This window comes from candidate division KSB1 bacterium (assembly GCA_034506255.1).
Lineage (GTDB): Bacteria > Zhuqueibacterota > Zhuqueibacteria > Zhuqueibacterales > Zhuqueibacteraceae > Coneutiohabitans > Coneutiohabitans thermophilus.
In genome coordinates, this window is sequence record JAPDPX010000001.1 from 131,703 (window position 1) to 147,622 (window position 15,920).

The 15,920-nt window shown below is 58.9% G+C and carries 12 protein-coding genes; all 12 read left to right on the forward strand.

Features of this window, described 5'->3' with window-relative positions:
* Position 1 precedes the first annotated feature (1 nt).
* The 12 genes from ONB52_00545 to ONB52_00600 all read left to right on the forward strand — a co-directional run bounded on the left by ONB52_00545 (position 2) and on the right by ONB52_00600 (position 15,826).
* The gene (locus ONB52_00545; protein ID MDZ7414626.1) at positions 2–1,204 is read left to right on the forward strand and encodes a glycosyltransferase family 4 protein; all 1,203 of its coding nucleotides are present in this window, start codon (positions 2–4) and stop codon (positions 1,202–1,204) included.
* Positions 1,205–1,369: 165 nt separating this feature from the next.
* Positions 1,370–2,434, forward strand: coding sequence for a glycosyltransferase family 4 protein (locus ONB52_00550; protein ID MDZ7414627.1), 1,065 nt, complete (start codon positions 1,370–1,372; stop codon positions 2,432–2,434).
* Positions 2,434–4,317, forward strand: a complete 1,884-nt coding sequence (asnB, locus tag ONB52_00555; protein ID MDZ7414628.1) for an asparagine synthase (glutamine-hydrolyzing) — start codon at positions 2,434–2,436, stop codon at positions 4,315–4,317. Before ONB52_00550 ends, asnB (ONB52_00555) begins: the two co-directional genes overlap by 1 nt.
* Positions 4,318–4,332: 15 nt before the next feature.
* A complete protein-coding gene (locus tag ONB52_00560; GenBank protein MDZ7414629.1) occupies positions 4,333–5,157 on the forward strand; it encodes a methyltransferase domain-containing protein in 825 nt (274 codons plus the stop codon).
* Complete coding sequence (locus ONB52_00565; GenBank protein MDZ7414630.1) at positions 5,066–6,238, forward strand: glycosyltransferase family 4 protein; 1,173 nt, start codon at positions 5,066–5,068, stop codon at positions 6,236–6,238. The genes ONB52_00560 and ONB52_00565 overlap by 92 nt, the downstream gene beginning before the upstream one ends.
* 280 nt (positions 6,239–6,518) lie before the next feature.
* The gene (locus ONB52_00570) at positions 6,519–7,694 is read left to right on the forward strand and encodes a glycosyltransferase family 4 protein (GenBank protein ID MDZ7414631.1); all 1,176 of its coding nucleotides are present in this window, start codon (positions 6,519–6,521) and stop codon (positions 7,692–7,694) included.
* A 189-nt stretch (positions 7,695–7,883) separates the two neighbouring features.
* The gene (locus ONB52_00575) at positions 7,884–9,332 is read left to right on the forward strand and encodes a hypothetical protein (GenBank protein MDZ7414632.1); all 1,449 of its coding nucleotides are present in this window, start codon (positions 7,884–7,886) and stop codon (positions 9,330–9,332) included.
* 101 nt (positions 9,333–9,433) lie between these two features.
* Positions 9,434–9,844 (forward strand): class I SAM-dependent methyltransferase, encoded by a 411-nt coding sequence (locus ONB52_00580; GenBank protein MDZ7414633.1) that lies wholly within the window; start codon positions 9,434–9,436, stop codon positions 9,842–9,844.
* A gap of 106 nt (positions 9,845–9,950) precedes the next feature.
* Entirely contained in the window at positions 9,951–10,112 is a 162-nt protein-coding gene (locus tag ONB52_00585) for a hypothetical protein (protein ID MDZ7414634.1), read from the forward strand.
* Between the two features lie 154 nt (positions 10,113–10,266).
* The gene (asnB, locus tag ONB52_00590; GenBank protein ID MDZ7414635.1) at positions 10,267–12,183 is read left to right on the forward strand and encodes an asparagine synthase (glutamine-hydrolyzing); all 1,917 of its coding nucleotides are present in this window, start codon (positions 10,267–10,269) and stop codon (positions 12,181–12,183) included.
* Between the two features lie 284 nt (positions 12,184–12,467).
* The gene (locus tag ONB52_00595) at positions 12,468–14,639 is read left to right on the forward strand and encodes a bi-domain-containing oxidoreductase (GenBank protein MDZ7414636.1); all 2,172 of its coding nucleotides are present in this window, start codon (positions 12,468–12,470) and stop codon (positions 14,637–14,639) included.
* Complete coding sequence (locus tag ONB52_00600; protein ID MDZ7414637.1) at positions 14,621–15,826, forward strand: hypothetical protein; 1,206 nt, start codon at positions 14,621–14,623, stop codon at positions 15,824–15,826. Before ONB52_00595 ends, ONB52_00600 begins: the two co-directional genes overlap by 19 nt.
* The last annotated feature ends 94 nt before the right edge of the window (positions 15,827–15,920 follow it).

Below are 15,920 nucleotides of genomic sequence, written 5' to 3' on the forward strand. Positions count from 1 at the left end.
CATGACCTTCTGCTTCGCCATGGATTTTCACTACAGCGAGCGCATCGGCGGCGCCGAGGTGCAAGCCTGGCTGCTGGCCAAAGAGTTGGCGCGGCGTGGTTTTGAAGTTCACTACCTCGCGCAGTCGCTGCAGGGCCGGGGAAAGCAAACGGAAATGCGGGACGGGGTTTGGCTGCACTGGCTTGCCTATCGCGGCTATTTTCTCTGGCGCAACAGCCTGAACTACTATCGCGCGCTGCAGCAAATTGCGCCCGATATGCTGATTCAGCGCTTGACTTCCTTCAACACCGGCGTCATCGGATGGTATGCCCGGAGATTTCGCAAGCCCTTCGCCTGGATTTGCACCGATAATGCCGTCCCCACGCCCTGGTTGTTCACCCGCAGGGAATGGCATGCCGGCCGGCAAAAGAGGCGGCTGGCGAAGCTGAAAGTGCCACTTTTGCTGCTCAATGGCATGGTCTGTGATCTCGCCCGGGAATGGGGCATGCGCCAGGCCTCCCATGTCTTCACACAAAACCAGGAACAGTTTCACAAGCTGCTGCGCAACTTCGGCATGCCCTCCTTGCCTCTGCCCTCCGGTCATGAGGTGCCTGCCAGCCTCGTTCCGCCCCGGGAAAAATTTCACCGGCCGGTCATTCTGTGGGTGGGCAACCTGGGCGCGAACAAACGGCCGGAGAAGTTCGTCGCGCTGGCAGGCATGCTGCCGCAGCACGATTGGAAATTTGTGATGGTGGGAGGGAAGGCCGGTCAAAGCCCGCCCGGGTGGATGAGTGACAATTGGCCCGGCAATTTGCGCTGGCTGGGCGAAAGAAGCTTTGAAGAAACCCTGTCGTGGTTCGATCAAGCCGCTGTGCTGGTCAACACCTCGCGCTCCGACTCCGAGGGTTTTCCCAATACTTTTCTCCAGGCATGGCTGCGCGGCGTGCCGGTGGTGACGCTGGAAGTCGATCCCGATGGCATCGTCACGCAAAACAATTTGGGCCGGGTCACGGGCAGCGTGTCCGAGATGGCGCAGGCCCTGCAGGAATTGCTGGCGGAGGAAGACAGGTACAATGAGTTATCCCAACGTGTTGCCAATTTTGCCGGCCGGCATTTTGCCATCTCTGCGGTTGCCGATTATTTTCTCAATGTGATCGAGTTGAGCCCGAAATCAAGGCGAGCTGGATCGGTGCATGTGTTGCAATCAGCAGTGAAAGGTCATTGATCAGTCGCATTTGTCGATTGGATTTCAATCGGTGCAGCAAGAGACCAATTTCCCACGAACTCGCGACGGAATATGATTGCAGCCATCAAACGAGCAAGGGCAGTCGGAATCAGGCAGGCGAGCTACAAACAGAGAGTGCAGCGGCGCCTGCGTGTCCTTCACCTCGTGCCACGCAGTTCGCGCGGCGGCATCTATCGCGTGGTGTGTGAACTGTTCGAAGTATTGGCACACGACCGGCATGTCGAGTTGCAGGCGGCACTGGTGACAGCAAGCGGTGACGAAAGCGATTTCCTCTTTTCCGGCAAACATGTGGTGGTGGCCGGGACTTTCCCGCGAAAGTTCGTCGCCCTTTGGCGACTCGCCGGCGGGTATGACCTCATTCACCTGCACGGCTTCACACCCTGGCAGGCGCTGGCCTGCTGGCTGGCACGCAAGAAAATGGTGTACACCAATCATGGCCTCCTGGGAACCGGCCGTCCCCTCGCGCCGCATGAACACGTGAAATTGGTGCTCATGAAGTTGTTCTTGCGCCATGCCGTGCACCGCATCATTCATGTTTCGCAATTCATGCAGCAGCGCATGACGCAGGAATATGGCGTGTCGTTGGCCAAAAGTGTCGTCGTGCACAATTGTACACGCTGGCAGGCGCAGCCGCCGCGATTTGAGCCGGGAGCGGTGTGGCGCCTGGGTTTTCACGGCCGGTTTGTCTCGGTCAAGCGCATTGACCGCCTGCTGGTAGTTGCGGCGTTGGTCTCCCGGCAGCGTACTGTAGAAGTTGTTCTGGTGGGTGAGGGCCCCCTGCAAAGCAAACTCGAAAAACAGGCCGGGGCGCTGGGCGTGATGTTGCATTTCGTACCCTATTGTGCGGCTGCCGCTACCGCGGTTTCCAATTTTGATGTTGAAATCATTTCTTCGCGTGATGAAGCGCTTGGACTGTCTGCCCTCGAAGCCATCCAGGCCGGACATCCCACCTTTGTGTTTGCCGATGGCGGCGGACTTTTGGAAATCTTTGCCGGTTGTGCCGAATGGTTTGTCTGCCGGGATGAAACAGAGATGAGTCAAAAGATTTTGCGCCTCGCTGATGCCGAGCAGAGGCGGCAGGCGCTGCGCGGGCTGCGGCGTTTGCAGCAGCGCGTGAATACACGTTTTTCACCGCAGACTTTTGCGGCGGGCTATCGCCGGCAATACTTCGCAACCGCCGGCCGGCAGAGATCGGAGGCTGCGGCCTGATGTGCGGCATCGTCGGCATGTTGCGCTGGGACGGCACGGCCATTTCCGCCCCGGCCGTGGCACAGGCGCGCGATGTGATGGCCCACCGCGGCCCGGATGACGCCGGTTTGTGGCTGTCAGACGACGGCACCTGCGCGCTCGGCCATCGCCGCTTGAGCATCATCGATCTTTCCCCCGCCGGGCACCAGCCGATGTGCAACGAGGAGGGAACCGTCTGGCTGGTGTACAATGGGGAAGTTTACAACTATCCGGAACTGTGCGCCGGGCTGCAGGCGCACGGGCATCGCTTTCGGTCACACACGGATACCGAAGTCATCGTGCACGGCTATGAAGAGTATGGCGTCGATATTATCTCCCGTTTGCGCGGCATGTTTGCGTTCGCGCTGTATGACTGCCGGCGGCAGCAGCTCCTGCTGGCGCGCGACCGCCTGGGCATCAAACCATTGTATCACACGACCTGCAATGATCGGTTCCTGTTTGCCTCGGAGATCAAAGCGCTGCTGGCCATACCGGGAGTCACCAAAGAGCTTGATACACAAGCTCTGCATGAGTATTTGGCCTTTGGCAAAGTCTACACGCCGGGGACTCTGTTTCGCGGCATCATGAAATTGCCGGCCGCGCATTATATGTTGATCAAAAATTCCGGCGAAACCGTGTTGCAGCGCTATTGGTCACCCTATCAGCGGCGTTTCCCGCTGGCGCCGGAGTCAAATGAGAATGAATATCGTGAGACTCTGTTTGACCTGCTGCAGGAATCGGTGCGGTTGCGCATGCGCAGCGATGTGCCGGTGGGCGTGTTCCTGAGCGGCGGGGTCGATTCCACCGCCAATGTTGCCCTGATGTCGCAGGTGAGCGGCAGCACGGTGCACACCTTCACCGCCGGTTTTCAGGGGCAGGAGGCGTATGATGAGCGGCAATATGCCCGCCGGGCGGCAGCGCATTTCAAGACGGAGCATCATGAAATCGAGATCACCCCGCGCCAGCTCGTGGAGGTGCTGCCGGAGCTGGCTTTTTATCTCGATGAGCCGGTGGCCGATGCCACGGTGGTGCCGATCTATTTCGTTTCGCAACTGGCGCGACAGCACGGCGCCATCGTGATTTTGAACGGCGATGGCAGCGATGAGCTGTTTTGTGGCTATCACAAATATCTGCAGTATCTCCGGCTGGAACCCTGCTGGCGCTGGTTCAACCGGCTGCCGCGTTTCCTCAAAACGGCCGTGGCGCAAACCAGTCAACGCCTGGGCGTCAATGGCACTGCCGGCGATTTACTGCGGCGCGCCGCGCGGGGGATCGAGCTTTACGCCGGCGCCACGGGCGCGCTCAAAGGCACGGCGGTTTTTGAAGAGATGTCGAATGGCAATGTGGAAGTTTACCGTGGCGTCATGGAAGGCCGCAGGGAATTCGAGCAGGAACGCCGCGGTCGCGATTACTGTGAATGGCTGTCGTATTGGGGCCTGCGCTCGGAAGTCGAGCACGTTTTTCTGTATCGCGCCGACCGCTTGGGCATGGCCAATTCCATCGAGATTCGCGTGCCGTTTCTCGATCATCGGCTTGTCGAGTTCGCGCTGCAGATGCCGCAGGCGCTCAAATACAAAAACGGTGAGAAAAAGTATATTCTCAAACAGGCGCTCCGCGGGCTGGTGCCGGATGAATTTCTCGATCGCACGAAACAGGGTTTTTGTGTGCCGCTGCGGGAATGGGCGGGCAGCATGATGCAGGACAAAATTCTGACCGTGCTGCCGCGACTGCACACCGATTGGGGGGTGTTGTCTCCGGCCTTCCTGCAAGCAATGCGCACCCACATGCGTTTTGGCAGGGATCAGGGCTTTTTGAGCTGGAATTTGTATACGCTGGCAACCTGGTATGAACGGTGGTTTTGCTGAAACATGATGCCTGTCTTGATCACGGTTCTCAAATATCTGCGCCGCGCACTCTCCCAGGCCTGGCGGGCGAACGGGCGTGAAGCACTGCGCGCCCTGCTCAATGCCATGCTGACTCTTCCACACGCCATGCTGGTGGGCTGGCGAAAGCGGGTTGTTTGTCCCCTCTGCGGCTGGTGTGGCGCGCATTTTCTTCCCAAGCTGGGAACGGATTGGAAGATTACCTCAGGCCACACGTGTCCGAAATGTTCGAGCGACAAGCGCTACCGCACTTACGCCGTCGCTTTGAAACGTTGCCTGCCGGCTTCCGACAAGCGGGTGCGCATCCTGGAAGTCGCCGCCCCGAAATACTCTGAGCGCATGTTCGCTCATTTGCCAAACCGCTTTTACGTCCCGGCGGACCTCGAGTATCGCACCGTCAAAGTCAAAACCGATGTCACACGATTGGCCTTTGTTGAACGATCTTTTGACTTCGTGCTTTGCTCACACGTGCTGGAGCATGTGCAGGAAGATGGGCGGGCGATGCGTGAATTGCATCGTGTGTTGCACGACAACGGACAGGCTTTGCTGCAGGTGCCGATGGATCACAACCTGGCACAAACGCTTGAATATGACGCTCCCAATCCGGCTGAGAGCTGTCATGTCCGTCGCTATGGCCGAGATTACCGGGAGCGCCTGCAGGCGGCAGGGTGGATTGTGAATTTGGTCAAACCGTGGGAAAATGAAGAAGAGCGGCGGCGTTGTGGTGGCAATGATGAAGAACTCTACTTTTGCAGTAAAATCCCCGGCAATGGTCGTCATTCTCACCAACATTCCCACGCCCTATCGCATACCGCTGTTTAACCGTGTTGCCGAGCGGCTGCGCCAGCATCGCCTGCCGCTGCTGGTGCTGTTCGCCCTGCCGACTTACCATCGCCGGCGCTGGCAGGGGGTGCTGGCGGAAGCCCGTTTCGATTACAGGGTTTTGGATCTGCCGCGATTGCCCTGGGGCGAGGAGTATGTCCTGGCGATTCCCACATGGCTGAGTCACTTGCTGCGCGAACTGCGCGCCTCCTGCCTGATCTTGGGAGGTTTCAGTCTTCCCGCCCTGACCGGCGCCAGATTTGCCAGGCGTCAAGGAATTCCCTACCTGATCTGGTCCGGAGAGACAGTTGCCGAGGCTTCGCAACGGCGCGGAAGGTTGATGCGCCATTTCTTGCGCCGCCGCCTGGTACAACAAGCCGCGGTCTGCATTGCTTATGGCAGCCGGGCGCGCGAGTATCTGCAAACCCTGGGTGTGGCGGCCAGCAAGATCAAAGTGGCAATCAATTGCGTGGACACCGACTTTTTTCGGGATCAGGTGCTCAGCCAGCGCCGGTTGTCGCATTTTGATGCTGCCCGCACCCGCATTCTGTTTGTCGGACATTTGCAACACCGCAAGGGGCTGGAGTTGGTCCTGCGTGCGTTGCAAGAATGCCGCGATCTGCCGTGGACCTTGGAGGTGGTGGGGGATGGTCCGGCACGTGGCGAGCTTGAACGCCTGGCGGTGCAGCTTGACTTGCGCACGGTCAGCTTTCATGGATTCAAACAAAAAGCAGAGTTGCCGGCCTACTATGCAGCGGCGGATGTTTTCATTTTTCCCTCCTTGCAGGAGATTTTTGGCCTCGTGATGGTCGAAGCCGCGGCTGCCGGGCTGCCGATCATTGCCTCCAAATTCGCCGGCGGCACGGTGGACGTGGTGCAGGAGGGGAGAAACGGTTTCATCGTCGATCCCACCGACATTCCGGCCCTGGCGGCGCGCATTCGTGAACTGTGCACCAAACCACTGTTGCGGCAACAGATGGGCAGGGAATCGCTGCAGATTGTCGCCGAGTCGGTCAATATCCAGCGCAGTGCCGAGGGGTTTGTGCAGGCGATTTTGAGCTGTACTTCGCAAGCACGGTAAACGCTGGTGTCGCCCGCTCTGCAGGGATGTCACGGCCAGGCGGTAGCCGATCACAAAGGGGACGAAATGCTCACCGCAAGAATTTTTTGCATCATTGCTGCCTCCCGGCGTGGGAGTTTTTTGCCTTGCTTGAAAAGTTGATGACATTGGGCGGGATATCTGCGTTACATTTTCTTGTGAGGGATGAGCCGGTGTACTTGGTATTTTCTTTCCGGATAAAAGTTGTGCCGGGCGGAGTTGCTGCAACGATTGCCATGCCCCATCCCTTTTGTGCAATTCTTTGAGTCAGGATAGCAAGCCACACATTCTTCTTTACGCCCCCACGCCGCCGCCCTATGCCGGTCCGGAAGTGGCCACCAGCCTGCTGCTCGAAGCCATCAAGGGTGAGCAGATCAGACTCACCCACGTGCCCAGCAATGTGCGCCTGGAAAACGGGAAAAAGGGCGTTTTGGATGCAGAAGGCATCATTAATTTCATGCGGGTTTATCGTGCCTTTGTGAAGGCGCTGGTGCTAAATCGGCCGGATAAGGTTTATTTTCTGCTGTCCTCCGGTCCGGTCGGCCTGCTGCGTGATATTGTGATTATTTTCACCATCAAACTGACGGGCCGCGTCGCCATTGCGCATTACCGTGGCGGCAGCTTCCGCAGTTTGTACGAGCAGTATCCTCCGCTGCTGCGCTGGCTCATCCGGCGCGCACTCGCACGCGTGGATTGTGTGATTGTGCAGGCGGAAGTCCTCAAACCATTGTTTGCCGGTCTGGTTGCGCAGGAGAAGCTGCGCGTGCTGTACAACGGCATCAGGCTGAACGGCTCTCTTCCCCGGCCGCGGCGTTCGGCGCCAAAACCCTTCACCATTCTGTTCATGGGGCACGTGGCGTTTTCCAAAGGATTCTACGAATTGGTGCACGCCTACCTGCAATTGCGCCAAAAGTATGAAATTCGTCTGTTGTTTGCCGGCGAGCAGCGTTTTGCCGGCGAGCGGCGGAAATCGATTTCAGACTTTCTGTCCGGAGCGGCGCGGGAGTTTTTTGATCGCGAAGCCGATCACATCGAGCGGGTGATAACCGAATTCGTCAACGCCGCGGAACGCCATGCGGCACATTATCTCGGCGTGATTTCCGGGGAGGCCAAACTGCGGGCCTTCCAGGAGGCGGATGTTTTCGTGCTGCCCTCCTACACCGAGGGTTTTTCCATGTCGGTGCTGGAGGCCATGGCACACGGCCTGCCGGTGGTGGTGACGCCGGTGGGGGCCTTGCCGGAGGTGGTGCGCGAGGGCGTGAATGGTGTGTTTGTGGAGGTGGGCAACAGCCGGGATTTGGCGGACAAGCTGGAGACCCTGATTTGCCGGCGTGAGCGGGCCCGCGCCATGGGGGAATACAATGCCCGCTACGTGGCTGAGCGCTTTGGCATTGCACAAGTGGCTGCCGAGTTCGAGGAAATTCTTGCCCATGCCTAGCGACAACCCGGCGAACATCAGGAAGTCACAAAAGCAACAGCGCACCTGCAGAATCACGGCGGACACAGAAAAAGGCGTTTTAGCTGCAGGAACCCGGCGCGTTCCATATCTCCGCGGTTCAAGTGGTTGCTTTGCGACCGGAAGCCCGCTGGAATTTTCACTCTGAGCGAAACACCTTAATTTCGCAACATGTCACAACGTCTCATAATCGGCTTTTTCGCTTTCTTTCTGGTAAGCCGTTTCTTTTCGGAAGTGGCCGGCATTCTGCCCAAATGGGTTGATATTCTTGATTTGCCTTTTGTCGCGATCCTGGGCGTGGCCGCCTCGCTGCGCTATGTGCATCCTGAAGTCGATCTTACCACCCACCGCTTTCTGGCGCGCAGCATGTTTGCCTTTGTTCTGGTCGCCATCGGCTCCGCTTTCGTCAATGCCGATGATCTGCTGGTGCCGGCTGCCCTGCTCTTTGTCTTCGCTTTCCTGCAGGGCCCGCTGCTGTTTGTGGCACTCAACAAGATTGTTGAAGACGCCGGCAGTCTGGCGCAGCAACTGCGGCGCCTGTTTCTCACACTGCTGGTGGTCAACATCATCATTGTCGTCTTCATCGATTTGCCCCGGTTTCTCGCCACGCAAAATCCGGACGTGATCTCAGGCACCTACGGCTTGAACGCCTATCAGTTTTCCGTGCTGTTGGTGATTTGCGGCGGACTGTTGCTGGGAGATGATGAATTTCAGCAGCGCCAGAGATGGCGCTTGATTGGCGGCCAGACGGCGGTGCTGGTTGTCTTCTATTTGCTGCAGTATCGTGCCGCCCTGCCTTTTTTCATCCTGGCCTGGTTCGCCATGATCATTGCCCTTTATGGACGGCGCACTCCCAAGGCTCTCATTGCCGGCTCCTTTGTTCTGTTTCTGGCTTCCAACACGGTTTCATATGTCATGGATCGAGTACGGGGCGAAGTCAATCTGAAGTATTCGGATTGGAAACTGATCATGTCGGATCCGCTCGCTTACACGCAGTACGGCAAATTTCAGGCATACCGCCAAACCCTGCAGCTTTTTCAGGAACGGCCGCTGGCAGCACTGGCGGGCGTGGGTCCGGGCAATTTTGTGAGCCGGGCTTACTACACGTTCAGCTATGAAATGGCGGGCAGCGGCAGCAAAGGTGTGGGGGAGCTGGTCGAAGACCTGTTCGGACTCACGCACGCACGCTTTACCAAAGTAAGTGACCACTATCTCGGGCAATATCGCGGCCAGGCCGTGTTTGGCAGTTACCAGCTTTCCAACCCCCATTCCAGCTTTCTCGCGCCGATTGCGGAAATCGGGCTGCCCGGCGGTGCCATCATCATTGGCATGTATGTCTTCCTGGTGATCAAGTCCTTCAAACTGCTGCGGCAGGCCCGGGAGATTGCCCGGGAATATTTGCCGCTCGCCACCGCCCTGGTTGCCGGTTCGGTCTATCTCTTCGGCCTGGCGTTTCTGGACAACTATTGGGAAATGTCGCGTGCGACCCTGCCGGTGTGGTTGCTGTTTTGGGCCACCAGCACGAGCGTGCAGGTGAGGCGCCATGAACAGGAGGCCGGCGGGCTGACGGAAGTTCCTTCATCGCAGGAAGTCGCGCCGATGGCAGAGGATTTGAATTGAGAACCGCATGCGATTCTATCGATTTCGTTGTTGGCGTTTAACCGCAGTGAGCATGTGACGATACTCATCCTCCCTCCCATTTGGACTTCAGTGGTGCAGTCATGAATCATGTTCATCTAGAACCCCACGAAGTTGACACGTTGGCCGCGACTCCCATTGGCCAAGAGATCGAGGAGTTCTGGCAAGCCAATCCCTGTGGACAACATCTCGTGCAGAAGGTGGATTGGAGGCAGTTCTTCATTGAATATGATCGATACAAGTATCAGAATGAACCGCACATCTTGGTCGAGCTGGGCAAAACCGATTTCCGGAATAAGCGTGTCCTGGAAATAGGCCCGGGGCAAGGTGCGGAAGCACGGAAAATCATAGAAGCCGGCGGCATTTATTGTGGTGTCGACTTGACTCAGGAGAGCCTCAATCGTGTCAAGAAACGCCTTCTGCAGTGTTGCTCAAGTTCGGCAAATTCTGCGGAGATTTCGCGATCTGCGTTTCTCCAAACACATGCTAAATGAAAGACACTTGCTGGGTTTGCAGTTCGTTCTTTCAAGACGGCTAAAACAGTCACTGGAGGCAAGATTCGGATGGCACCTTTGGGTGAGGGGCAGGAGGTAGATTGAAATGTGCGGCATCACCAGAATACTTGACCGGGCAAATCAGGTGCTCGTCAATGCGATGACGGAAGCGCTCGCCCATCGCGGGCCGGATGACAGCGGCAAGTTCACGCTCACACGCGACCAGGTCGCGCCCGGCCACCGCAGCTTGCGCCATGGAATTGCGTGAGGGATTCCGCCCCTCAGGGCTACAGGCGATAAATCTCGCCGGTTCCCAGGGCGCTGCCCGTGGGCTATTCGATGCGACTCCGTTGGAGTCCAGTCGGCCTGCTGAGCAGGACAGTCTGTGCTGAACGTCGTAATACTATCTCCCACATCAAACCATGTGCGGCATTGCCGGAATCGTCGGCTCGGCCGACCAGGCGCTCATCAACGCGATGACGGAGACGCTCGCCCATCGCGGGCCGGATGACTGCGGCACGTTCACGCTGGCGCAGGATCAGGTCGCGCTCGGCCACCGCCGCTTGAGCATCATCGATCGCAGCCCTGCCGGCCACCAGCCCATGACCAGTGCCAGCGGCCGCTTCACTTTGGTTTACAACGGCGAGTTGTACAACCATCGTGAGCTGCGGCAGGAACTGGAGCAGAGCGGCCATGCCTTTCGCTCGCGCTCTGACACCGAAGTGCTGCTCACCGCTTATGAAGCCTGGGGCAGCGCTTGTTTGCAGCGCTTCACCGGCATGTTCGCCTTTGCGATTTGGGATCACTGCGAGCAAAAGCTGTTTGCTGCGCGCGATCAGCTCGGCGTCAAACCGTTTTACTATGCCCTCACCAACGGCAGATTTGTTTTTGCCTCGGAGCTAAAGGCGCTTTTGCATGTACCCGGATTGCAGCGCGAGATCGACGTTGACGCGATTCACAGCATTCTCTTGTTTCTATGGATTCCCGATCCCAAAACGATTTTTCAAAACATACTGAAATTGCCTGCCGGCCATTACTTGGAATATTCTCAAGGCAAGCTTAGAATCGAACGCTACTGGGAAATCCCCACGGCCCACACAGACTCCCGGCCGGAGAGCTACTACGTCGAGGGCTTGCGCGAACAACTGCAACAGGCGGTGCAGCGGCAAATGATGAGTGAGGTGCCGGTGGGCGCTTTTCTCAGCGGCGGGTTGGATTCCAGCGCGATCGTGGCCCTGGCGCGCAGCCGGAGCAACGGCAACTTTTCAACCTACACCATCAAATTCGGCGCGCAGGACAGTCGCATGGAGGCCATGCCGGATGATGCCAAATATGCCCGTCTCATCGCGCAGCGCTTCGATACTGAGCATCATGAAATCGTGATCGCGCCCAATCTGGTGGACTTGCTGCCGAAAATTTTATGGCATCTCGATGAGCCGATTGCGGACCCGGCGGCGATCAATACGTATGTGATTGCAAAAGCTGCTAAGGAATCCGGCACCACCGTCCTGCTGAATGGCATGGGCGGGGATGAGATCTTCGCCGGCTATCGCAAGCATCTTGCGTCGATGCTGGCGATCACTTATCGCCGCATTCCGCGGTTTCTGCGCAAGGCCCTGGTCGAGAGCTTCGTGCACTTCGCGCCAGTAACGTTTTCACAACGCGGCTGGCGCCTGGCGCGCTGGGCCAAGCGTTTCATCAAAAGCGCGGGCTGCGATCCCGTCAATAGCTTCATTGGCAGCTATTCCTACTATGACGAAACGGAATTTGAACAACTGCTGGCGCCGGAGTTTTACACGCCGCGCGGTCAGACGTATCCTTTGCGGCGGCATTTTGATTACTTTGATCAAGCGGGCGAGCTGGAATATCTCAATCAAATGTGCTTTGTGGACAGCAAGATGTTTTTGCCCAGTTTGAATTTGATGTATTCCGACAAGGCCACGATGGCGGCCGGAGTCGAAGGCCGGCCGCCGCTGGTCGATCACAAAGTCGTCGAATTCGCCTTCAGCATTCCAGCCAAGTATAAGATTCGCGGGCTGCAATCGAAGTATATTTTCAAGAAAGCCATGGAAACGTTGTTGCCGCGTGAAGTGATTTACCGGCCCAAAGCGCCTTTTGGCGCGCCGCTGCGTGCCTGGGTCAAGCACGGGCTGGGCGATTTGATCGACGATCTGTTGAGCGAGGAGCGTGTCAGACGGCGCGGCTATCTCAACCCCGCGTATGTGCGCCGCATCATCGCGGAGGACCGCGCCGGCCGGCAGGACAACGCCCATCGCATCTGGGCGCTGCTGACGCTGGAGCTGTGGTTCGGGATTTTTGTGGATGGCAGCGGGGGATAAAGCCAGGCGAGTCCGGCGTATCGGTCGAAATTTGAGGTGCAACCCAGTCTCCTCATTCCGGCTGTCTGGCAGGATCGAAGACAGGACCCCCGATCTTTCGTGCGGCAGGTGGTTTTCTTTTTGGCGGAACGGAGGAGTTTGTCCGCTGCTGTTGTTGAGCAGTTTTTTCCCCGCAGCAAGTGGCTGCTGCAGCAGGCGCGTTATCAATAAGAAAAAAATCCCCGTCCTCAGCGGGTTGTTATTCCTCTGACTTCCCGCCGGGTTTCCCACTCCGATTTTTTCTGATGAAACAGATTCTGCAGGATTTTCAAACTGGCAAATTACAGGTTGCCGAGCTGCCGGTGCCGCTGGTGCGGCCGGGCATGGTGCTGGTGCGCAACCGCTGTTCGCTGATCAGCGCCGGCACCGAACGCGCCACGGTGGCAGTGGCGCAAAGCAGTCTTTTGGGCAAGGCGCAAAAACGTCCGGATCTGGTGCGGCAGGTGCTGGAGAATGTGCGGCGTGAGGGCGTGGCCGCGACCTATGCCAAAGTCCGGAGCCGGCTGCGCACGGTGAAAACACTGGGATATTCCTGTGCCGGTGAAGTGATGGAGAGCGGCTGCCCGGAGCTGTTTCAGGCGGGTGATCGCGTCGCGTGTGCCGGCGGAGAATATGCCCAGCATGCCGAATATGTGCTGGTGCCGAAACATCTCTGCGTGCGGCTGCCCGACAATGTCAGCGACGAGGAGGGCGCCTACAGCACGCTGGGTGCGATTGCGCTGCAGGGCGTGCGCCAGGCCGAACCGCGCCTGGGCGAGTGGGTGGCTGTGATCGGTCTGGGATTGCTCGGCCAGCTCGCCATTCAGCTTCTCGAAGCCAATGGGTGCAACGTGGTGGGCATCGATCTCAGCGCGGAGAACGTGGCGCGCGCGCAGCAAACCGGGGTGACGGCCTGTTTGCGCCAGACACCGCATCTGGAGGAGATGCTGCGTGATCTCACCGCCGGCCACGGCTTTGATGCCTGCCTGATTACTGCCGCGACCAAAAGCAATGATCCGCTCGAATTGAGCGGCCGGCTGGTGCGCAAGAAGGGCCGGATCGTGATTGTGGGATGGGTGCGCGTCGATCTGCCGCGCTCGCCGTTTTACGAGAAGGAGCTCGAAGTGCGCATGTCGTGCAGCTATGGTCCCGGGCGTTATGATCAGCGCTACGAAGCGGAGGGCCGGGACTATCCCTTTGCCTACGTGCGCTGGACCGAGCAGCGCAATCTTGCGGCGTTCGTGCAACTGCTCGCCAAAGGCCGGGTGAAAGTGAAGGAGTTGACCACGCACCGTTTTCCGATCACGCGCGCGGTGGAGGCATATCAACTCATTCTCGGCAGGACGCAGGAAAAGTATCTCGGCGTGCTGCTGGAATATCCCGCGGGCAACGACGGGCTGGTGCGCCAGCTCGTGAACGAGCAGGCGCCCGCCGCCCGCCGGCGGCCGGCCGCCCGGCGCATCGGGTTCATTGGGGCGGGCAACTTTGCGCAGGCCTACCTGCTGCCGCCGTTGCAGCGGCAGCCGGAGGTGCAGCTCGCCGGGGTGGCCAACGCGCACGGCCCGAGCGCCAAAAGCGTGTGCGAGAAGTTCGGATTTTCCTACTGCACCACGGACTATCGCGACCTTCTCGCGGATGACAGCATCGACAGCGTGTTCATCGCCACACGCCACGACGCGCATGCCTCCTTGGCGATGGCGGCTTTGCAGGCAGGCAAGAATGTGTTTGTGGAGAAACCGCCGGCGCTCACGCTCGCAGAACTGCGCGAGTTGCACCGGGTTTATATCGCCGCACGGACGCAGAGCGGTGAGGGTCCCCGGCTGGTGGTGGGCTACAATCGCCGGCATGCGCCCCTGGCCCGCGAGATCAAACGGCGATTTGCCGGCGCGGCGGCGCCGCTGGTGGTCCACTACCGCGTGAATGCCGGCTTTTTGGACGGCGGGCACTGGTTGCACGATCCGCACAGCGGTGGCGGCCGCATCATCGGGGAAGCCTGTCATTTCGTGGATCTGGCGATGTATTTCATTGAGGCCGCGCCGGTGTCGGTTTATGCCGAGGGCTTCGGCTCGTCGCACGGCGAAGCGATGCCGTTCGACAATGTCGTGGCCACGCTGCGCTTTCAAAACGGTGGGCTGGCCACGATATCCTATCTTGCCAATGGCAGCGCGCGCATGCCGAAGGAGCATGTCGAAATCTTCGGCGGCGGCCTGTGCGCCCGTCTCGACAATTTCACCGGCGGCGTTTTCTACTCGGCGACCGCGCAGGAAAAGCTCAAAATGCCCGGCAAGGGCTATGCGGAGGAGATCGCGGCCTTTCTGCGCGGCGAACCTGCGCCGACCGTGCAGGAGTTGTTTTATCCCTCGCTGATCACCTTTGCCATCATGGAATCCTTGCGCACACGCCAGCCCCGGGTGATTACATGGTCGGTTCTCATCTGACCGTCAAGCCGGCACCGGCGCGCGGTGTGCGGCGGGCGGCCTGCCTCGCTGATCTCGAAAAAATCCTGCAGCAACACGAGCGCTGGCTGATCGCGCGGGACTATTGCGGCTATGACCCGCATGATGCGCTGAGCAGTCCGCTCCTGGCGGCATTCACCGGCCGCTCGCGCCTTCTGGGCATGGCCGCCCTGCAACTCGTCAAACGCACGCCGGTGAATCTGCGGCCGCTGCTCGGCATCCGGCCGGCGCACAATGCCAAGGGCATGGGGCTTTTCCTGTCCGCTTATGTCCGGCTTTATCGCGCCACCGGCAGGCCGCAGTATCGCGAGCGCGCCGCCGGGTTCGCGCACTGGCTGCAAAAGAATGTCATTGGCGGCTATGCCGGTGCCGCATGGGGCTATGAGTTTCCCTGGGCCAATCGGCATTTCTATGCCCCGCGTTTCACACCCAACGTCGTCACCACCGTGTTTGCGGCGCAGGCACTGCTGGAGTTTCACGAGCTGACCGGCGAACACTGCTGGCTGCAACTCGCACGATCCGCCTGCGATTTCATCGCCGGCAGTCTCAATCGCATTGCCGACGGCCGCAGCTTTGCCTTCAGCTACACGCCGCGCGACCACTTTTGCATTCACAATGCCAACATGCTGGCTGCTGCATTGCTGGCGCAGGTCGGCGCGTTGACGGGGGAGACCGCTTATGCGGATTTGGCCGAGCGCAGCATGCGCTATTCTCTGGCGCGGCAGCAGGCGGATGGTTCCTGGTTGTATGGTGAGGAATGGTACAACCGCTGGAGCGACAGCTTTCACACCGGCTACAGTCTGCTGGCATTGCAGCAATTTCTGGCTGCGAGAAAAGACCCCCTCGGCCGCGAGGCGCTGCAGCGCGGCTGTGCCTTTTACCGCCGCCAATTTTTCACCGCTGACGGCCGCGTGCGATATTATCCCAACAAAGACTACCCGCTGGACAGCCATGCTTTCGCCCACGCATTAATTGCACTGCAAGACCTGGGCGACGAGATTCCCGATGCGGCAGAGCTGCTGCAGAAAGTCGTGCCGCAGGCGCTGGCGCTGTTTTGGTCGCCGGAAGGGTTTTTCTACTATCGCCGCCATCGTTTTCTGGTGGACAAGCGGCCGTTCCTGCGCTGGGTGCAGGCGTGGATGTTTCTCGCGCTCGCGCGGCTGTGCTGAGGCAAGCTGCAAGGGGCAACGAGGCAAGGAGGCAATGGGGCTGTGATGAGTGCTCAAAAACGACTATCCAGTATCCAGCATCCAGCATCCAGGC